The following is a 20,081-nucleotide window of genomic DNA, read 5'->3' as shown; positions in this document are numbered from 1 at the left end:
CTCACGGCCCGCGCCCCCGTCGCCGACGACCAGTACAGGGCACCACCCTGGAACACCTGGTAACACCCGCCGGCCCGCAGACCACACACCACGTCCGTCGTCGGGTACCCCAGCCAGCCACCCTCGTGGCCCAGCCCCGCCCACCGCGCCCCGATGTCGCCCTGCACCAGGTGCGCACCGGTGCCCGGCGTCCAGTACAGCGCCCCGTTGGCGTAGGTGCGGCGGCACCCGCCGTCGCGCAGGCCGCACACCCGCGGGCCCGTGGGCTCACCGAGCACCGACGCCCCACCCAGCCGCTCGTAGGCCACGTCGATGGGGTGTGCGACGCCGTTGGTGCCGATCCGCACCCGGGCGCCGGACGTCGTCGCCTCCAGCACCGTCACGGTGAAGGCACCCCGCCCCACGGACGTCGACGCGCCCGTCCCCATCGTCACGGCCAGGTCGCCGTCCCAGCCGGTCTGCGCCGAGGGGGTCGGGTCGAGCAGCAGCGAGGTGCGGTTGTCCGTCGAGATGGCGCGCCGGAGGAGCACGCCGGACTCCAGGCCGGGCCAGGAGTCCGGCGTCCCCAGCCAGGAGTCCTGCCCGGTCGGCGTCCGGTACTCCAGCCAGTACCGGGTGCCGTCGACGGTGGTGAGCTGGACGGCGCGCGTGCCGGTCCGGCTGCCGAGCGGGGCCAGGGTGTACTCCGCCGCGGGAGCGCCGGCGTTCACCGACGGAGCCGACCCGGGCGGCAGCAGGCCCAGCAGAGCGGCGTGCGGGGCACCCAGCGAGCCGACCTGCTGCCAGGAGACGCCCATGACGTCGTAGCGGTCGCCGTAGTCGTCCACCTGACAGGCCGACGTGCCGGACTCCTCCACGGATCGGTCGCACTGCAGCCCCGCGGCGTGCGACAGGCCGAGGTTGTGACCGAACTCGTGCGCGACCACCGAGGTGACGGCCGCCTGCACGTACGACATGCCACCGGAGTCGATCGCCGGCCCGACGGTGCCGAGGCCGTAGGCGCAGCCCCGCGTGCCCCACGGCACGTAGACGAGCAGGTGCCGTCCGGGCCCCGACGTCCACCGCGCCCGTGCGGCGGCCTCCTTCCAGAGGTCGAACGGCCTGCTGCAGTCCACCGTCGACGGCTGCCCCGTCCAGTCGTGCCCGGCGACGACCCCGAACCGCACCGCGCCGTCGCTCTCCCGCCGCCAGAAGTCCGCGACCGGACCGTTCACCAGGTCGACGACCTGGGCGAGGGTCGTGCTGTCCTGCGCCGAGTTGGCCGGCTGCAGCATGACCACGGTGACCTCGTGGTTGACCGGTCCGGTGGCCGGCGCCGTGGCCGGCTCGGAGGCGGCGACCACCTGCGCGGCCAGCACGTCGCGGGCCGGGGCCAGCCCCTCCGCGCTCGCCTCGTCCCGGACGAGCCCCCCGAGGGTCACCTCGATGGTGGCGCCGGCCGGCACGTCCTCGACGTCCTCGGTCGGCACCCGTACCGCCTCGCCGGGCGCCGTCCGGACCCAGCTGAGCAGGGTCCCCTCGTCCGACGCGCCTGCGGTGTGCGCGTCCGGCCCCGGGTCGGCGAAGCCCTGCACGAGCTCACCGACCAGCGGGGTGCCGGACCGCGCTCCCTCCGCGGCGGCCGGCGGGGCCCCGAGCAACGGGAGGGTGGCGGCGCACGCGACGGCGGCGACGAGCAACCGCAGCGGGTGGCGGGCAGCAGGCACGGAGGACTCCAGGTCGGCGGGACTGCTGGATGTCATCGGCGCCCGGGCCGGCTTTCTGGACCGGACGCCGACGGTCGGTCAGGGGCGGGCGCGGCCGGTGCACCGGCGGGCGGCGGCCCAGCCCCCCAGCGCGGCGAGGACCAGTCCGGCCACGGGCAGGGCCGGGACCATCCAGGACGAGCCGTCCGAGGTCTGCGCGGCCGTGGTCACGGCCGCGCGCAGCGGCCCCTCGTCGGCCGGCTCGGAGTGCGGCACCTCGGGCAGGGTCTCGGGGACGGCGTCCCCGGCCGCCTGGGGGGTCGCCGCGGGGACCGGCGTCACCGGCGTCACCGGCGTGGCGGGGACGGACGTCCGGGGAGCAGGGGTGCCCGACCCGGCGAGCACCGACGGGGCACCGGCTCCCGCGGGCGCCGGCGTTGCCGGGACGCTGCGGGCGGTGGTGGTGACGGTGACGGTCGCGGCCGAGGCGGTCACGTCGGTCACGGTGACGGTGACGTCGCCGTCGGAGAGCGACACCGGGACGCCGGCCGGCAGGGCGGCCTGCAGGTCCGCGTTCCACGACGCGGCGGCCGTGGGGGTGCCGTCGAGCAGCAGGGAGGTGTCCGGCATCGCGCCGGTGCGGTGCAGCAGCACGCCGGCCTGCAGCCGGAAGCGGTTGTCCGCGGTGCCGAGCCAGGCGTCGCGGCCGGCGGCGGCGCGCAGCTCCAGCCAGTAGGTGCCGCCCTCGGGGTCGGCGATCCGGAGCGCGCGGGTGCCGGCGCGGCCGGCCAGCGGGGCGAGGGTGGTCGTGGTGGTGGCGCCGTCCGCGGCCAGGGCCACCTCGGCCGAGGCGGGCAGCACACCGAGGGCCGCCGCCTGCGGGGCGTTGAGGGCGCCCAGCCGGCTCCACGAGGCACCCATGACGTCGTAGTAGTCGCGGTAGGCGGCGGTGCGGCAGGTGCCGCCCTCCACCGCACCGTCGCACTGGGAGCCCGACGAGTGGCCCAGGCCGAAGTTGTGGCCGAGCTCGTGGGCGATCACCGAGGGCAGGACGTCGCGGACGTAGACCCGGCCGCCGGCACCCGGTCCCGCGCCGACCTCGCCCATCGCGTAGGCGCAGTCCTCACCGGCCGAGCCGGCCACGTACAGCAGCAGGTGCCGGCCCGGACCGTCCCGGAAGCCGATCGCGTCGGCGACCTGGCCCCACAGCGCCGTCGGCGAGGAGCAGTCCACGGTCGCCTGCACCCAGCCCGGGACGGTCGCCGTGACGCCGAGGCGGATGCCGCCGTCGGTCTGCTCGGACCAGAAGTCGGCCACGTCGCCGTCGACGGTGTCGACGAGCTGCTCCAGCGACGTCCCGTCCTCGTGGCCGGCCGGCGGCAGGACGCGCGCGACGGTGACCTCGTTGGTGAGCGTCCCGGTGCGGGCGCCGTCGGGCGCGGGGGTGGCCCGCAGCAGCGCGGCGTCCAGGAGGTCCCGGGCGGGCTCGACGCCCTGCTCCGCGGCGGCGTCGGCCAGCTCGTCGCCGACGGTGACCTCGACCGTGGCGCCGACGGGGAGGCCGGCGGCGGCCTCCGTCGGGATCCGCACGGCCGCGCCGTCCGCGCCCTCGACCCAGGTGAGGGGGGCGTGGTCGGCGTCGTGACCGGCGTGCGCGTGCCCGGCCGGGCCGGCCTCGGCCCAGGTCTGCACGAGCTCGCCGACGACGGTCTGCGCCCGGTCAGCCGGCTCGTCGGCGCGCGCGACCGCGGGCGTCAGGACGAGGGAGGCGGCGACCGCGGTCGCCACGCCGGCCAGCGCCCGGAGCGGGCGGTGGCGGGTGGCGGGGGTCTTCCGGGCGGGGTGCATCCCCCCACCCATCGGCGGTCAGCGCCCCTGTCGGCACCGGATCCGGGGAATCCAGTCGAACGCCCCGTCACATCCGCCCCGGGCGCCTCGTGCGCCGCGCGCGCCCCGCCCCGCAGGGCCCGGGAGCCCCAGCCGCCCCAGGCGGCGCGGGCCGGTTCAGGCCAGGGCGTCGGCGCCCATCAGCCGGCGGCCGGCCTCGGTGATCGACCCCGACAGCGAGGGGTAGATCGCGAAGGTGTGCGCGAGGTCGGTCACCGTCAGCCCCTTGGTGACGGCGAGGGCGATGGGCAGGATCAGCTCCGAGGCGCCGGGCGCCACCACGACACCGCCGACGACGACGCCGGTGGCCTGGCGGGCGAAGAGCTTGACGAAGCCGTCGCGCAGGTCGGCCATCTTGGCGCGGGCGTTGGTCGCCAGCGGCAGCCGGACGACGTCGATGTCGGCGCCCTCGGGCAGCGTCTTCTCCTGCACCCCGACGGTCGCGATCTCGGGATGGGTGAAGACGTTGGCCGCCACCGTCTTCAACCGGATGGGCGTGACCGCCTCGCCGAGGGCGTGCCACATGGCGATCCGGCCCTGCATGGCCGCGACCGAGGCCAGCTGGAACACCCCGGTGACGTCTCCGGCGGCGTAGATGCCGGGCACGCTGGTGCGCGAGACGCGATCGACGACGACGTGCCCCGAGGGCGCGAGCTCCACCCCGCACTCCTCCAGGTTCAGCCCGGCGGTGTTCGGCACCGTGCCGACGGTCATCAGCGCGTGCGAGCCGTCGACGGTGCGCCCGTCGGTCAGCTCGACCGAGACGCCCTTCTCGGTGCGCCGCACGCCCGCGGCCCGGCCGCGCTCCAGCCGGCCGCCGCGGGACTGGAAGACCTCCTCGAGCACCTCGGCGGCGTCGGAGTCCTCCCCCGGCAGCACCCGGTCGCGGGAGGAGACCAGCGTGACCGGGACGCCGGCCTCCAGGTAGCCGGAGGCGAACTCGGCGCCGGTGACGCCGGACCCGACGACGACCAGGTGCTCGGGCATCTCCTGCAGGTCGTAGACGTCGCGCCAGTCGAGGATCCGCTCGTGGTCGGGCTCGGCGCCCGGCAGCACGCGGGGGTCGGCCCCGGTGGCGATCAGGACGACGTCGGCCTCGAGCGTCTCCAGGACGCCGCCCTCGCCGTCCACCAGCTCGACCCGGTGCTCGGCCAGGCCGCGGACCTCGTCGGCCATGCGTGCCTGGCCGGTGACCACGCGCACGCCCTCGGCCTCCAGGCGCGCCTTGATGTCGGCCGACTGGGCGACGGCCAGCCCCTTGACCCGCTGGTTCACCGCGGCGAGGTGGATGCCGACGGCGGCCAGCTCGGCGCCCTGCACGCCGAGGGCGAGGGAGTCGCGGACGTTGGTCATCGCGCCGGCGGAGGCGATGAACGTCTTCGAGGGCACGCAGTCGGTGAGCACGCTGGCCCCGCCGACGCCGTCCCGCTCGATAACGGTGACCTCCGCACCGAGGGATGCGGCGACGAGCGCGGCCTCGTAGCCGGCGGGACCGCCGCCGATGATCACGATGCGGGTCATGAGGGTCCTTGTCGGTGCGGTGCGGACACGTGCAGGGGGCCCATTCTCCCCGCCGCGGACGTCACCGTCGTCCATCCCCCGGGGTCCGGCTCGCCACACCGGCCGTAGGCTCGCGGTCGATGGGCCTCTACGCCGCCTACGGGTCGAACATGGACCCCGCGCAGATGCTGCGCCGCTGTCCCTCGTCCCCGCACACCGGCACCGGCTGGATCCGGGGCTGGCGGCTGACCTTCGGCGGTGAGGACCTCGGCTGGGAGGGGGCGCTGGCCACCCTCGTCCCCGACGACACCACGCCCGGGGAGTCCCTCTCCCCCGGCGTCTTCGTCGCCCTCTACGACCTGACCGACGGCGACGAGCGGGCGCTGGACGCGTGGGAGGGCTCCGACCTCGGGCTCTACCGCAAGCTGCACCTGCGGGTGGCCACGCTGACCGGCGACCAGGTCGCCTACGTCTACGTCCTCGACGCCTTCGAGGGCGGCCTGCCGTCGGCCCGGTACCTCGGCGCGCTGGCCGACGCCGCCGAGGCCGCCGGCGCCCCGGACGACTACCTGGCCGAGCTCCGGTCGCGGGAGTGCCGCTCCACGGGCATCTAGCGCCCGACCGGGGATCCCTCGGTGCGGCGCGGGGGCGCCGCGGGGACGGGCGGCACCGCCGCACCGGACGGGCGGCGAGGTGCCGGCGGACGGCGGGTAGCCGGAGCCGACTCGGCGTGGCCGTCGGCCGCCCACCGGGGCGTCGGACGGCGCTCGGTCGCGTCGAGCGGCACCGGGGCAGCCGAGCGCTCCAGGGCCCGGCCGAGGTCGCGTTCGACGGTCCGCCGGAGCTTGCTGCCGAGCGGCCGCTCGACGAACCGGACGACGAGGTGCGCCAGGCCCACCATGATGAGGGTGACCAGGGCGAGGGTGACGTAGGCGGGGAGCACGGGCGCGAGCCGGTGGATCAGCGCCCAGCCCGGGATCTCGTGCACGAGGTAGAGCGGGTAGGTGAGCGCGCCGAGCCGGCTCAGCCACTGCCAGTCGAGGCGGGCCACCGGGGTCAGCGTGACCACGACCAGCGCGGCGACACAGAGCGTGAACAGCACCGCGGTCCCGCGGAAGGAGACGTCGGCGCCGGCCACGGCGCTGGTCCACGGGACGAAGTGCGACCTGCACACCCACAGGGCCATGAGGAGGTTGCCACCGAGCAGGAGGCCGGTGCCGGCGCTCCAGCCCTCCCGGCGGACCAGGTACAGCAGGATGCCGGTGCAGAAGAACGGCGCGTACGCCGGCTCGAGGAGCGCCACGACCAGGTCCGCGTGCGCCTGCGCGGCCATCGCCCCGAGCACCGGCCACACGAGGCACAGCAGGAGCACGCGCTCCCGCGTGATGCCGACCGCCGCGACGAGCGCGACCAGCACGTAGAACTTCAGCTCCACCCACAGCGTCCAGAACACCCCGTCGACGTGCCCGACGCCGAAGGCGGGCTGGAGCATCGTGAGGTTGAGGCCGGCGCCCGGCAGCCCCAGCTCGCCCCACCCCGGGAACAGCCACTGGTGCGTGACCAGGACCAGGGCGATGAGGACGACGGCGAACCAGTACGCCGGGAACAGCCGCCCGACGCGCGAGGCGACGAAGGAGTGCACCGGCCGGCCCCAGGCGCTCATGAGGATGACGAAGCCGCTGATCATGAAGAACAGGTAGGGCCCGAACCCGCCGTAGACGGTGAACCGGCTCAGCGTCGGGAACACCTGCTCGACGCTCTCGGCCCACGCCGGGTTCTGCCGCCCGGTGTAGTGGAAGGCGACGACCGCGGCCGCCGCGGCGAAGCGCAGGCCGTCGAGTGCCCGCAGCCGGCCCTCCTCGGGCCGCGTGGTCCCGGCGGGTCCCTCGTGCACGTCTCCCCCTCGTCCGTCGCCCCGTCCGCGGGACGACGCGGACGACCGTAGGGGTGGAACGGTCCGGTCCGGCCCGACGCGCCCGACGGCCCGAGCCGCCCGGGGCACGTGGGACGGGAGCGCCGGGACGGGCCTCCCGGGTCAGCCCTCCGGGGCGGCGAGGAAGGTCTCCAGCAGCTGCCGGGCGGCCAGGGCGGGGGTGAGCTCGCCGGCCAGCACCGCCTCCTCCAGCTCCGGCGCGGCCGACCGGACGCCGGGGTGCGCGCGCAGCCGGTGCTCGAGCCCGTCACGGACCAGCTGCCGGGTCCAGCGCACCTGCTGGGTGCGCCGCTGCTGGTCGAAGGCGCCGGACGCCCTGCGCCGCTCCTGGTGCTCGACCAGCTTGGCCCACACCTCGTCGAGCCCCTCGCCGGTGAGCCCGGCGCAGGTGAGCACCGGGACGTCCCAGTCCTCCCCGTGGCCGCGCAGCATGCGGATCGCCCCGGCCAGCTCCCGGGCGGCCTTGCGGGCGTCGGCGGCGCCGGGCCCGTCGGCCTTGTTGACGGCGATGACGTCGGCGATCTCGAGGATGCCGCGCTTGATGCCCTGCAGCTGGTCGCCGGTGCGGGCGAGGGTGAGGAAGAGGAAGGAGTCGACCATCTCCGCGACGGTGATCTCCGACTGCCCGACGCCGACGGTCTCGATTAGCACCACGTCGTAGCCCGCCGCCTCGACGACCACCATCGACTCGCGCGTGGCCTGCGCGACCCCGCCGAGCGTGCCCGAGGTCGGCGAGGGCCGGATGAACGCGGCCGGGTCCACCGCCAGCCGCGCCATCCGCGTCTTGTCGCCGAGGATCGACCCGCCCGACCGTGCGGACGACGGGTCGACGGCGAGCACCGCGACCCTCGACCCGGCCGCGGTCAGCGTCACCCCGAGCTGGTCGATGAAGGTCGACTTGCCGACACCGGGCACGCCGCTGATGCCGACCCGCCGGGCCGCCCCCGCGTGCGGCAGGAGCTCGACGAGCAGCTCCTGCGCGCGCTCGCGGTGGTCGGCGCGGTGCGACTCGACCAGCGTGATCGCCCGCGCCACGGCCCGGCGGTCCCCCGCGCGGACGCCCTCGACCAGCGCCGGGACGTCGACCTGCCGAGCCGCCATCAATGCCCGAGACGCGTCGACAGCGTGCGCAGCAGCTCCTGCGCCGCGTCGGCGATGACCGTGCCGGGCGGGAAGACCGCCGCCGCCCCCATCTCGCGCAGGGTCGGCACGTCGTCGGGCGGGATGACGCCGCCGACCACGATGAGCACGTCCTCGGCGCCGAGCTCCGCGAGCGCGTCGCGCAGCGCGGGGACCAGCGTCAGGTGCCCGGCGGCCAGCGAGGACACCCCGACCACGTGCACGTCGGCCTCCACCGCCTGACGGGCGACCTCCTCCGGCGTCTGGAACAGCGGGCCCACGTCGACGTCGAAGCCGAGGTCGGCGAAGGCGGTGGCGATCACCTTCTGGCCGCGGTCGTGGCCGTCCTGGCCCATCTTGGCGACCAGGATGCGGGGACGGCGTCCCTCGGCCTCCTCGAACGCCTCGGCCATGCGGCGGGTCTCCTCCACGGGACCAGACTGGCCCGCCTCGTCGCGGTACACACCCGAGATGGTGCGCACCTGGCCGGCGTGCCGCCCGTAGACCTCCTCCAGCGCGTCGGAGATCTCCCCGACGGTGGCCTTGGCCCGCGCCGCGTCGACGGCGAGCGCGAGCAGGTTCGACGACAGGTCCTTCCCGCGCCGTCCCTCGGCGGCGGCGCGGGCGGCGTCGGTGAGCCGGCGCAGGGCGTCGGTCACCGCGGCGGCGTCGCGGGAGGCGCGCAGCTCCTCCAGCTTGGCCTTCTGCTGGGCGAGGACGTCGGCGTTGTCCACCCGCAGCACCTCGATCGCCTCGTCGGCGTCCACCCGGTACTTGTTGACGCCGATGACCGGCTGCCGGCCGGAGTCGATGCGGGCCTGGGTGCGGGCGGCGGCCTCCTCGATGCGCAGCTTCGGGATGCCGTCGTCGATGGCCTGGGCCATGCCGCCGTGCTCGGCGACCTCCTGGATGTGCGCCCACGCCCGGCGGGCCAGGTCGTAGGTGAGCTTCTCGACGTAGGCCGAACCGCCCCACGGGTCGATGACCCGCGTGGTGCCCGACTCCTGCTGCAGCAGCAGCTGGGTGTTGCGGGCGATCCGCGCGGAGAAGTCCGTCGGCAGGGCCAGGGCCTCGTCGAGGGCGTTGGTGTGCAGCGACTGGGTGTGCCCCTGGGTGGCGGCCATGGCCTCCAGGCAGGTGCGGACGACGTTGTTGTAGACGTCCTGCGCGGTCAGCGACCAGCCCGAGGTCTGCGAGTGGGTGCGCAGCGACATCGACTTCGCGTTCTGCGCGCCCGCCTCCTTGACCAGCCGCGCCCACAGCAGCCGCCCGGCCCGCAGCTTCGCGACCTCCATGAAGAAGTTCATGCCGATCGCCCAGAAGAAGCTCAGCCGGGGGGCGAACGCGTCGACGTCCAGCCCGGCGGCCTTGCCCGCCTGCAGGTACTCCACGCCGTCGGCCAGCGTGTAGGCCAGCTCCAGGTCGGCCGTCGCCCCGGCCTCCTGGATGTGGTAGCCGGAGATGGAGATCGAGTTGAACCGCGGCATCTCCTGCGAGGTGAACGCGAAGATGTCGCTGATGATCTGCATCGAGGGCTTGGGCGGGTAGATGTAGGTGTTGCGGACCATGAACTCCTTGAGGATGTCGTTCTGGATGGTCCCGGTCAGCTGACCGTGGGCCACCCCCTGCTCCTCGGCCGCGACGATGTAGAGCGCCAGCACCGGCAGCACCGCGCCGTTCATGGTCATCGAGACGCTCATCCGGTCCAGCGGGATGCCGTCGAACAGCTGCCGCATGTCCAGGATCGAGTCGACCGCCACCCCGGCCATGCCGACGTCGCCCACCACGCGCGGGTGGTCGGAGTCGTAGCCGCGGTGCGTGGGCAGGTCGAAGGCGATCGACAGCCCCTTCTGGCCGGCGGCCAGGTTGCGCCGGTAGAAGGCGTTGGACTCCGCCGCGGTGGAGAAGCCCGCGTACTGGCGGATCGTCCACGGCTGCGTCGTGTACATCGTCGGGTAGGGGCCGCGCAGGTACGGCGGCAGGCCGGGGAGGGTCCCGAGGAAGTCCAGGCCCTCGAGGTCGGCCGGGCCGTACAGCGGGGGGACGGCGATGCCCTCGGGGGTCTCCCAGGTCGCCTCCGCCACGCTGCGGCCGGTGGTCTCCTCGAACCGCTTGGCCCAGTCGTCGACCGAGACGCCGGCCGCCGGACGGCCCAGCTCGACGCCGCTGAAGTCGGGGATGCTCATGCCGGAACTCCCAGCTGCTCGTGGACTCGCTGCAGGACGTCGAGCGCGTCGCACCCGGCGTACACGTACCCGTCGACGCCGGGGATGGCGGGACCGGGCAGATTGCTCGGCTTCCCGGCGAGCCAGACCTGCGTGGCGCCGGCTGAACGCAGGTCGGCGGCCAAGGCGGCCGCGGACTCCGCGTAGTCCTTGTCGGTGCCGCAGATGCAGGCCACCGTCGTCCCGGCGTCGGCGAGGCCGCCGGCCCCGTCGCCGGCCGGGGTCGCCAGGCCGCCGGCCTGGAAGAGGTTGGCCGCGAAGGTGGCCCGGGCGGTGTGCCGGGCGATCGGGCCGATCGTGGCGAGGTAGACCCGCGCCTGCCCGCCCGCGGCCTCGGCGCGGTCCCGCAGCGCCTCGTACTCCTGCGCCGCGCGCACCCGCGGCAGCCCCCCGGTGGGCAGCGCGTCGGCGGCCGGCTGCCGCTCCGGCAGCCGCTCGGTCAGGTTGGGGAACTCGCTGACGCCGGTGATCGCCTCCTTGCGGGAGGCCAGCCGCAGCGAGCGGGTGCCCCAGGCGGTGCCGATCCGGTCGGCGACCAGGCCCGAGGCGAGGGCGGCGGCCAGCCCGCCGGCGGCCTCGATCTCGGTGAACCACTGCCACGCGGCCTGGGCCAGCGACTCGGTCAGCGACTCCACGTACCAGGAGCCGCCGGCGGGGTCGAGGACGCGGGCCAGGTGCCCCTCCTCGACCAGCAGGCTCTGGGTGTTGCGCGCGATCCGGCGGGAGAAGGCGTCGGGCAGGCCGAGCGCGGCGTCGAAGGGCTGCACCGTCACGACGTCGGCCCCGCCCACGCCGGCGGCGAAGCAGGCGACGGTGGTGCGCAGCATGTTCACCCAGGGGTCGCGCCGGGTGGTCATCACCGAGGAGGTGACGGCGTGCTGGCGCTGCCCGCGGACGTCGGCGGAGGCGCCGCTGACCTCGCCGACGCGGTCCCACAACCGCCGGGCCGCGCGCAGGCCGGCGATGGTCGTGAACTGGTCGGCGCTGGCGGCGAACCGGAACTCCAGCTGCCCGAACGCCTCGTCGACGCTCAGCCCGCCCTCGGTGAGCGCCCGCAGGTAGGCCACGCCGGCGGCCAGCGCGCAGCCGAGCTCCTCGACCGCGGAGCCCCCGGCGTCGGCGTAGACGGTGGCGTCGACGACGACGCTGCGCAGTCCACGGTGCCGGGCGGCCCTCCGGGCCAGCGCGGCCAGCCCGGAGAGGTCCTGCTCCTGCCCCGAGGCGGCCTGCAGGCCGAGCGGGTCCAGGCCGAGCGAGCTCCCGGGGGCGAGGTCGGTGCGGCCCTCGACGAGGGCGAGGAAGGCCTCGGCGGCGGGCACGCCGCCCTGCACGGTCACCGGTGCCAGGTCCAGCAGGACGTCGGCGAGCACCTCGCCCAGCGAGCCGACGGGGATCGCGCCCTCCCCCACCACCAGCCACAGCGAGGTGACGCCGTTCTCGAGGTCGGCCGCGATCGCCTCCTTGGTGACCGCCACATCGGGGTGGGCGTGCCGCTGGCGGACGTCCCAGCCGCCGGGCACGTCGCTGCCCGCGGCGCCCGCGCGGGCACCGCGGACGAACGGCGGGAGACCCGGGACGCCGGCCGCCGCGGGCAGGTCCCCGGCGTCCTCGGCGGTGTAGAGGGGGCCGACGGTCACGCCGGTCGCGACGGTCCGGCGCAGCGCGTCCTCGACGGGGTCGGGGAGCTGCTCGCGGCCGGCCTTGCGGAGCACCCCGGCCACCAGCTCGCGCCACTGCTCCCGGGTGGCCGCGGGGAACTCCCCCGCGAGCCGGAGGTCCTCGGGGACCTCGTGCTCGGCCGGCACCTCGGCGTCGCCGGGATGGGCCGGCTGCTGGTCGGCGGAACTCATCGTCGGGCTCCCCTCAGTCGATCTGCGGAGTATCTACCGCCGTTCGCCGGGACGTGCCCGGCCACGGTGTGGTGAGGGACCGGACGGCGGCGCCCCGGCGTCGGCGGTCAGCGCGTGCAGGGCGGTCCGGGCCAGCAGCCGCACGCCGACGCCGATGGCCCGCTCGTCGACGTCGAACGTGCCGCGGTGCAGGTCCAGCGGGGCGCCGCCGCCGTGGGTGCCCAGCCGGGCCAGCGCGATGGGCATGACGTCGGCGAACCAGCCGAAGTCCTCCCCGCCCATGCTCTGCGGGGACAGCCGCAGCCCGTCGCTGCCCACCGTCTCCAGCGCCGCCGAGCGCAGCAGCGCGACCGCCCGCGGGTCGTTGACCACCGGCGGCACGCCACGGATGTAGTCGACGTCCACCTCGGCGCCGGTGGTGGCCGCCACCCGCTCGACCAGCGAGCGCAGCAGGGTCTCGGCGTTCTGCCACTCGTCACGGTCCAGCACGCGCACCGTGCCCCGCAGGTGCCCGCGCTGCGGGATGGCGTTGGCCGCGACCCCGGCGTTGACCGCGCCCCAGACCAGCGACATGCCCGCCCGCGGGTCGACCTGGCGGGACAGCAGCGCCGGCAGGTCGGTGATCAGCCGGCCCAGGGCGTCGACGAGGTCGACGGTCAGCTGGGGGCGCGCGGTGTGGCCGCCGGGACCGGTGAGGGTGACGTCCATGCGGTCGCAGGCGGCGGTGATGGCGCCGGTCCGCAGCCCGACGGTGCCGGCCGGGAGCGACGGGTCGCAGTGCAGCGCGAAGGCCCGGGAGGCGCCCTCGAGCACCCCGGCGGCGACCACCTCGGTCGCCCCGCCGGGCACCGTCTCCTCGGCCGGCTGGAAGACGCAGCGGACCGTGCCGGGGAGGTCGTCGAGCGAGGCCAGCGCCAGGGCCGCCCCCAGGACGACGGTGGTGTGCACGTCGTGCCCGCAGGCGTGACACATGCCCTCGCGGGTGGAGGCGTACGGCACGTCCTTGAGGTCGGCCAGCGGAAGGGCGTCGATGTCGGCCCGCAGGACGACGGTCGGCCCCGGCCCCTCCCCCACCTCGACGACCAGGCCGGTGCCGCTGGGCAGCCGCCGGGCGTCCAGGCCCGCGTTGCGCAGCCGCTGCTCGATGAACGACGTCGTCTCGAACTCGGCGAAGGCCAGCTCGGGGTGGGCGTGCAGGTGCCGGCGGACGGCGACCAGCTGCTGCTGGCGGTCGGCGGTCCACTCGTCGACCGCCGTCCCCAGCTTCTCCGGGAACTCCGTCACGCCGGGCGTCCTCCGGCCGACCCGGCCGGGTCGGGGGCGGGACGGCCCGTCGCGAGGCCGGCCGCCCGGCCGTCGGGGGACGCGGGCCCTGCGGGCAGGCCGTCGCGCAGCTCGGCGAGCAGGCTGTCGACCACCGCGCACAGATCGCCGTCGTGCGCGGCGGCGACGGCGCGCTGCCGCTGGTAGGAGGCGCCCACGGCGAGGATGCGCTCGACGTCGGCGAGCTCGGCCTCGCAGCCGAGCCGGCGGGCGGTGGGCGCGAGGTCCTCGGCCAGGTCGGCGATCGCCTGGCGCACCGGGCGCACGGTGCCCTTCTCGTCGACGACGATGTCGGCGTCCAGGCCGTACCGCGCCGCGCGCCACTTGTTCTCCCGCAGCACCCAGCTCGCCGGCACCGGCAGCGTGTAGCCGCGGTCGAGCTCGCGGTCGAACTGCTCGACCAGGCACTGCGAGAGGGCGGCGACCGCGCCGATCTCGTCGAGGGTCGGCAGGCCGTCGCAGATGCGCAGCTCGACGGTGCCGAAGTCCGGGTGCGGGCGGATGTCCCACCACACCTCGCGCACGCTCTCGATGGCGTGGGTGGAGATCAGCGTCTCCATGTACTCCTCGAAGCGGTCCCACCCCGACAGCTGGTAGGGCAGCCCGGCGGTCGGCATCCCCTCGAAGACCTTGGAGCGGGCACTGGCCAGGCCGGTGTCGGCGCCGACCCAGTACGGGGAGGACGCCGACAGCGCGAGGAAGTGCGGCACGTACTGGGTGAGCGCGTTGACGATCGGGATCGCCTTGTCCGGCGCCCGGACGCCGACGTGGACGTGCACCCCGAAGATCTGCAGCCGCCGGGCCAGCCACTGCATCTTCTCGACCAGCTGGAGGTAGCGCTCCTTGGGCGAGATCTGCTGGGTCTGCCAGTCGGTGATCGGGTGGGTGCCGGCGCACATCAGGCCGAGGCCGCGGTGCGCGGCGGCGGCCTGCACCTGGGCGAGGGTGCCGGCCAGGTCGGCCTTGGCCTCACCGACGGTGGTGCAGATGCCGGTGATGATCTCGATCGTCGACTGCAGCAGCTCGTGCTTGGCCTTGGGGTGCTCCTCGGCGCCCTCGGGCCGGATCTCCTCGAGGATCTCCACCGCCCCGGCGGTCAGCTCCCGCGTCTCCAGGTCGACCAGCTGCAGCTCCCACTCGACGCCCAGGCTGGCGCGCTCGGAGGAGTGGAAGGGGATCTGCACGGTGCGCAGTCTAGGGATGATCACGCTGTTCGGCTGGTCGGTGAGACCGCGACCGGTGCGCGCGCTGGGCTAGCGTCGCCGCGTGAGTTCTCCTGCGCCCGACGACCCGTCAGCCCTCGCCGCCCGCGCGGCCGACGACCTCACCACCGCCCTCGGCGGCGGTCACGACGTCGCCATCGTCATGGGGTCCGGCTGGGCCCCGGCTGCCGACGCGTTCGGGGCCGCCGAGGGCAGCGTCGCCATCGGCGACCTGCCCGGCTTCGCCGCGCCGACGGCGGTCGGGCACGGCGGGGAGGTCCGCTCGGTGCGGGTCGGCGAGCGGCGGGTGCTGCTGTTCCTCGGCCGCACCCACCTCTACGAGGGCCGCGGCGTCGAGCCGGTCGTGCACGGCGTCCGGACGGCGGCCGCGGCGGGCGTGCGGACCGTCGTCCTCACCAACGCCGCCGGCGGGCTGGCGCCGGAGCACCGCGTCGGGCAGGCCGTGCTGATCAGCGACCACCTCAACCTGACCGCCCGCTCCCCGCTGGTGGGCGCCACGTTCGTCGACCTCACCGACCTCTACTCCGCCCGCCTGCGGTCCCTCGCACGGGAGCTCGACCCGTCGCTGGCCGAGGGCGTGTACGCGGCGCTGCCCGGCCCGCACTACGAGACGCCCGCCGAGATCCGCATGCTGCGCACCCTCGGCGCCGACCTGGTGGGCATGTCCACGGCCCTGGAGGCGATCGCCGCCCGCGCCGCCGGCCTGGAGGTGGTGGGCCTGTCGATGGTCACCAACGCCGCGGCCGGCATCACCGGCGAGAAGCTGGACCACGAGGAGGTGCTCGCGGCGGGCAAGGCGGCCGCCGGGCGGCTCGGCGAGTTCCTGGTCGAGTTCGTGGGGCGGCTGGCATGAGCGGCCCCGTGCTCGTGACCGGTGCGGCCGGGCGGATCGGGACGGTGCTGCGCGGCGGGCTGCCCGAGCGCGGCTGGGTGGTCCGCTCGCTGGACGTCGTCCCGCTGCCCGACGCCCGGCCCGGCGAGGAGCAGGTCGTCGCCGACGTCACCGACCTCGCCGCGATGGAGGACGCCGTCGAGGGCGTCGCCGCGGTCGTGCACCTGGCCGGGATCTCCGGGGAGTCCACCTGGCCGGCGATCTCGCACGCCAACATCGAGGGCACGTACTGCGCGCTCGAGGCCGCGCGGCGGGCCGGGGTCTCCCGCGTCGTCCTGGCCAGCAGCAACCACGCCACGGGCTACACCCCGCGCCCGGACGGCGGCCTGCTGCGCGAGGTCGACGCGCCGCCGCGGCCGGACACCTACTACGGCGTCTCCAAGGTCGCGATGGAGGCGCTGGGCTCGCTGTACGCGGACCGGTACGGGATGGACGTCGTCTGCCTGCGCATCGGCAGCGCGTTCCCCGAGCCGACGACGGTGCGGCAGCTGGCCACGTGGCTGTCCCCCGGCGACCAGGTCGGCCTGGTCGACGCCGCGCTGCGGGCGCCCTCCCCCGAGTTCGCCGTCGTGTGGGGCGTGTCGGCCAACACCCGCAACTGGTGGGACCTCACCGCCGCCCGCGCGCTGGGCTACGAGCCGGCCGACGACGCCGAGGTCTTCGCCTCCGCGCTGATCGAGGTGCACGGCGAGCCCGACCTGTCCGACCCGGTGCACGCCCGGGTGGGCGGCGAGTACACGACGGCCGCGTTCGACGCCGAGCACTTCGAGCCGCCGCTGCCCCGCGGGGACATCGCCCCGGGCAGCGGGGTGGAGCGGTGAGCCTGCTCGCCACGGCCCGCGACTGGGCCGCCGCCGACCCCCACCCCGGGGACCGCGCCGAGATCGAGGCGCTGGTCGACGCCGGGGACACCGCCGAGCTGGAGCGCCGGTTCGCCGGGCCGCTGACCTTCGGCACCGCGGGGCTGCGCGGACCGCTGCGCGCCGGGCCGGCCGGCATGAACGCCGCGGTGGTCACGCGAGCCGCCGCCGGGCTGGCGCGGTACCTGGCCGACTCCGGGCACGCCGGGGCCGGGGTGGTGATCGGGTTCGACGCCCGCCGCCGCTCCGACGAGTTCGCCTCCGTGTCGGCGGCGGTCCTCGCGGGTGCGGGGTTCGCCGTCTCGGTGCTACCGCGGCCGCTGCCCACGCCCGTGCTGGCCTTCGCCGTCCGGCACCTGGGCTGCGCGGCCGGCGTGATGGTGACCGCCAGCCACAACCCGCCCGACGACAACGGCTACAAGGTCTACCTGGACGACGGCGCCCAGCTGGTGCCCCCGGCCGACCGGCTGATCGAGGCCGCCATCTCCGCCGTCGGGCCGGCGCGCGAGGTGCCGCGCTCGGACGACTGGGTCACCCTCGGCGACGACGTCCAGGCCGACTACGTCGCCGCCGTCGTGGCCGCGCTGGAGCCCGGCCGCGTGCCGGCCGCCGACCGCGCCGCGCTGACCGTCGCCTACACCGCGATGCACGGGGTCGGTGCCGAGACCACGCGCGCGGTGTTCGCCGCCGCAGGGTTCGCGCCGCCGGTGAGCGTGGACGCGCAGGACTCCCCCGACCCGGCCTTCCCGACCGTCACCTTCCCGAACCCGGAGGAGCCGGGCGCGGTCGACCTGCTGCAGGCCCTGGCCTCCCGCGTCGACGCCGACCTCGCCATCGCCGAGGACCCCGACGCCGACCGCTGCTCGGTGGTCTGCGGCGGGCGGCAGCTGACCGGCGACGAGGTGGGCGCGCTGCTCGCCGACTGGCTGCTGCGCCGCGGGGTGCGGGGCACCTACGCGGCGTCGCTGGTGAGCGGCTCGCTGCTGTCCGCCCTCGCCTCGGCCCACGGGGTGCGGTTCGCCGAGACGCCGACCGGCTTCAAGTGGATCGTCCGCGCCGGCACCGACGACGTCCCGCTCGTCTTCGGCTACGAGGAGGCGCTGGGGTACGCCGTCGCGCCGCAGGTGGTCAGGGACAAGGACGGCATCTCCGCCGCGCTCGCCGTCGCCCTGCTCGCCGCCGACCTGAAGGCCTCCGGGCGCACGCTGCTGGACCGGCTCGACGAGCTGGCCGGCGAGCACGGGTTGTTCGTCACCGGGCAGCTGTCGGTGCGCGTGGAGGACCTCTCCCGGATCGTCGCCATGATGGCCCGGCTGCGCGCCGCCCCACCGGCCCGCCTGCTGGGCCGGGAGGTGGCCTTCGCCGACCTGGCGCACGAGGAGCCGCCGGTGGACGCCGTCCGGCTGCTCGGCGACGGCGTGCGGGTGATCGTGCGGCCCAGCGGCACCGAGCCCAAGCTCAAGGCGTACCTCGAGACGGTGGTGCCGGTGCACGACGACGCGGGGCTGATCGCCGCGCGCGGCCGGGGCGCCGACGAGCTCGACGAGCTGCGCGCCGAGATGGCCGCCGCCCTGGGGGTGTAGCGGGTGGACGTGCGGGCGCTGGTGTTCGACGTGTTCGGCACGGTGGTCGACTGGCGCGGCGGGGTCGCGCGGGAGGTGCAGCGGCTGCTGGGGCCGTCGGTCGACGCGCCGGCCCTGGCCGACGACTGGCGGGCCCGGTACGTCCCGTCGATGGAGCGGGTGCGCTCCGGCGAGCTGCCCTGGACGCCCCTGGACGCCCTGCACCGCGCCTCGCTTTCCGCCGTCCTCGAGGATGCGGGGCTGGCCGACGTCCCGTCCGACGTGCGCGAGGAGCTGGTGCTCGCCTGGCACCGGCTGGACCCGTGGCCGGACGTCGTCCCGGGGCTCACCCGGCTGGCGGCAGGGCACGTGCTGGCGCCGCTGTCCAACGGCAACGTGGCGCTCGTCGTGGACATGGCCAGGCGGGCCGGGCTGCCCTGGGACTGCGTGCTGGGCGCGGAGATCGTGCAGCGCTACAAGCCCGACCCGGAGGTGTACGACGCCGCGCCGCGGTTGCTGGCGCTCCCGCCGTCGGCGGTGCTGATGGTCGCCGCCCACGTCGAGGACCTGACCGCCGCCCGCGCGCGGGGCCTGCGCACGGCGTACGTGCACCGGCCCGACGAGTTCGGCGGCCGGCAGGTGCCGCCGGAGACCGACCCGGACGCCGACCTGTCGGTGCGTTCGTTCGAGGAGCTGGCCGACCGGCTGGGCGCCTGAGCTGGGTCCGACGGGCCCTGTGGTGCGGGCGTGATCACCGGGTCCACACGATCGTCGACTCCGACGCGACGCGCCGCTTCTGCGGCGAGGTGCTGCGGTGGCCGTCGCTGGCCGCCGACGGCTGGCTCATCTGAGGACGCCGCCGAGCGAACCGGGCGTGCAACCTCCCCGGTCGCGGGTCGGGCCGGGCGGCAGGCCGGTTCAGTCGACCGGCGCCAGCAGGGTGTCCAGGTCCACCTCCCCGGCGAGCAGCCCCTGGGCCTCGGGCAGCTCGGTGTACATCTCGAACGTCTCCTGGCTCACCTCGGTGTTCCACTCGGGGAGGCGCACCGCGGCCGCGACCTCCGCGGGGATGTCGAGATAGGTCGGCAGGATCGCGCGCACCGCGTCGGGGTTCTCCTGCGCGTAGGTGAGCGACTGCTCCATCGCCGTGGTGAACCGCTCGACGAGGTCCGCGTTCTCGGTGGCGTAGGCCGTGCTCGTGAAGTAGGTGGACACCTCCACCTGGACGTCGGTGAAGTCGTTCAGCGGCGTGGTGAGCACGCGGATGCCCTGCCCCTCGGCGAGCGTCACGAACGGCTCCACCAGCCAGGCGGCGTCGACGTCGCCGGCCGTCAGGGCCGCGGCCATGTTGGGGAAGGGCAGCTCGACGAAGGTGACCGCGTCCGGGTCGCCGCCGTCCGCCCGGACCGACGCCTTGACCACCGTGTCGCCGATGGCGTTGATGGTGTTCGTGGCGACCGTCCTGCCGGCGAGGTCGGCCGGGCGCGTGATCGCCGGGTCCGCGGTGACGATCGTGAACGGGTCGCGCTCCGGGTCCCCGGTGCTGTCGACGGCGCTGGCGATCACCTGCAGGGGCAGCCCGTTCGACGCGGCGACGACCAGCGACAGGTTGTTGCCGAAGCCGATGTCGATGCTGCCGCTGGCGACGCCGGGGACGATCGCCGCGCCGCCCTGACCCGCGCTGAGGTCGAGCTCGATCCCCTGCTCCTCGAAGAAGCCCTGCTCCTGGCCGAGGTAGACCGGGGCGACGTCGATGATCGGGATGATCCCCAGGGCGATCGTCTCGGTGCCCTGGCCCCCGCCGCCGCTCTCCTGCTGCGGCTCCTCCGGATCGCCGGAACAGCCGAGCAGCAGCACGGGCAGCGCGAGGACGGCGGCAGCAGCCGCCCGTCGGCTCGATCGGGTCGTCGGCCGGGCACCGAGGCGGGTCACCCGCGCATCGTGGCACGCATCACACGCCTCCTGTCGCCTCGCCACTGGCTCTGCCGGTGTTCCTCGCGCTCTGCCGGCGCTGCAGCGCCG

At 75.6% G+C, this 20,081-nt stretch carries 15 protein-coding genes; 5 read left to right on the top strand and 10 right to left on the bottom strand.

Going from position 1 to position 20,081, the window contains the following annotated elements; genetic code table 11:
• The 3 genes from ACI784_RS24075 to ACI784_RS24065 form a co-directional block, all read right to left on the bottom strand.
• The coding region (locus ACI784_RS24075) for a zinc-dependent metalloprotease family protein (protein ID WP_457015206.1) at positions 1-1,706 on the bottom strand (1,706 nt) is incomplete at its 3' end.
• 78 nt (positions 1,707-1,784) lie between these two features.
• Positions 1,785-3,533, bottom strand: a complete 1,749-nt coding sequence (locus ACI784_RS24070) for a reprolysin-like metallopeptidase (protein ID WP_457015205.1) — start codon at positions 3,531-3,533, stop codon at positions 1,785-1,787.
• A gap of 156 nt (positions 3,534-3,689) precedes the next feature.
• Positions 3,690-5,093 carry an NAD(P)H-quinone dehydrogenase gene (locus ACI784_RS24065; protein WP_457015204.1) on the bottom strand — a complete coding sequence of 468 codons (1,404 nt, stop codon included), beginning with the start codon at positions 5,091-5,093 and terminating at the stop codon, positions 3,690-3,692.
• 119 nt (positions 5,094-5,212) lie between these two features.
• Between ACI784_RS24065 and ACI784_RS24060 the strand changes: the two genes are divergently transcribed.
• Positions 5,213-5,686, top strand: a complete 474-nt coding sequence (locus ACI784_RS24060; protein WP_456925634.1) for a gamma-glutamylcyclotransferase family protein — start codon at positions 5,213-5,215, stop codon at positions 5,684-5,686.
• Here the strand turns inward: ACI784_RS24060 and ACI784_RS24055 are convergent.
• The 6 genes from ACI784_RS24055 to ACI784_RS24030 all read right to left on the bottom strand — a co-directional run bounded on the left by ACI784_RS24055 (position 5,683) and on the right by ACI784_RS24030 (position 14,706).
• Positions 5,683-6,966 (bottom strand): acyltransferase family protein, encoded by a 1,284-nt coding sequence (locus ACI784_RS24055; protein WP_457015203.1) that lies wholly within the window; start codon positions 6,964-6,966, stop codon positions 5,683-5,685. The genes ACI784_RS24060 and ACI784_RS24055 overlap by 4 nt on opposite strands.
• Before the next feature lie 141 nt (positions 6,967-7,107).
• A complete protein-coding gene (gene meaB, locus ACI784_RS24050; RefSeq protein ID WP_457015202.1) occupies positions 7,108-8,106 on the bottom strand; it encodes a methylmalonyl Co-A mutase-associated GTPase MeaB in 999 nt (332 codons plus the stop codon).
• A complete protein-coding gene (gene scpA / locus ACI784_RS24045; RefSeq protein WP_456925631.1) occupies positions 8,106-10,310 on the bottom strand; it encodes a methylmalonyl-CoA mutase in 2,205 nt (734 codons plus the stop codon). Before scpA ends, meaB begins: the two co-directional genes overlap by 1 nt.
• The gene (locus ACI784_RS24040) at positions 10,307-12,199 is read right to left on the bottom strand and encodes a methylmalonyl-CoA mutase subunit beta (RefSeq protein ID WP_457015201.1); all 1,893 of its coding nucleotides are present in this window, start codon (positions 12,197-12,199) and stop codon (positions 10,307-10,309) included. Before ACI784_RS24040 ends, scpA begins: the two co-directional genes overlap by 4 nt.
• Before the next feature lie 33 nt (positions 12,200-12,232).
• The gene (locus ACI784_RS24035; RefSeq protein WP_457015200.1) at positions 12,233-13,483 is read right to left on the bottom strand and encodes an amidohydrolase; all 1,251 of its coding nucleotides are present in this window, start codon (positions 13,481-13,483) and stop codon (positions 12,233-12,235) included.
• Complete coding sequence (locus ACI784_RS24030) at positions 13,480-14,706, bottom strand: glutamate--cysteine ligase (RefSeq protein ID WP_457015199.1); 1,227 nt, start codon at positions 14,704-14,706, stop codon at positions 13,480-13,482. Before ACI784_RS24030 ends, ACI784_RS24035 begins: the two co-directional genes overlap by 4 nt.
• Before the next feature lie 82 nt (positions 14,707-14,788).
• Between ACI784_RS24030 and ACI784_RS24025 the strand changes: the two genes are divergently transcribed.
• The 4 genes from ACI784_RS24025 to ACI784_RS24010 are packed head-to-tail and all read left to right on the top strand — an operon-like array spanning position 14,789 to position 18,776.
• Positions 14,789-15,598, top strand: a complete 810-nt coding sequence (locus ACI784_RS24025) for a purine-nucleoside phosphorylase (protein ID WP_456925627.1) — start codon at positions 14,789-14,791, stop codon at positions 15,596-15,598.
• Complete coding sequence (locus tag ACI784_RS24020; protein ID WP_457015198.1) at positions 15,595-16,458, top strand: NAD-dependent epimerase/dehydratase family protein; 864 nt, start codon at positions 15,595-15,597, stop codon at positions 16,456-16,458. Before ACI784_RS24025 ends, ACI784_RS24020 begins: the two co-directional genes overlap by 4 nt.
• Positions 16,455-18,080, top strand: a complete 1,626-nt coding sequence (locus tag ACI784_RS24015; protein ID WP_457015197.1) for a phospho-sugar mutase — start codon at positions 16,455-16,457, stop codon at positions 18,078-18,080. The genes ACI784_RS24020 and ACI784_RS24015 overlap by 4 nt, the downstream gene beginning before the upstream one ends.
• A gap of 3 nt (positions 18,081-18,083) precedes the next feature.
• The gene (locus ACI784_RS24010) at positions 18,084-18,776 is read left to right on the top strand and encodes a haloacid dehalogenase type II (RefSeq protein ID WP_456925624.1); all 693 of its coding nucleotides are present in this window, start codon (positions 18,084-18,086) and stop codon (positions 18,774-18,776) included.
• A gap of 201 nt (positions 18,777-18,977) precedes the next feature.
• Here the strand turns inward: ACI784_RS24010 and ACI784_RS24005 are convergent, their stop codons facing one another.
• On the bottom strand, positions 18,978-19,991 hold the full coding sequence (locus ACI784_RS24005) for an ABC transporter substrate-binding protein (RefSeq protein WP_457015196.1): 1,014 nt from the start codon (positions 19,989-19,991) through the stop codon (positions 18,978-18,980).
• Positions 19,992-20,081: the final 90 nt, after the last annotated feature.

It is taken from the genome of Geodermatophilus sp. SYSU D01186, assembly GCF_054050215.1.
Note: the sequence above shows the minus strand (reverse complement) of the source record. Positions and strands in the feature narration are given on the sequence as shown.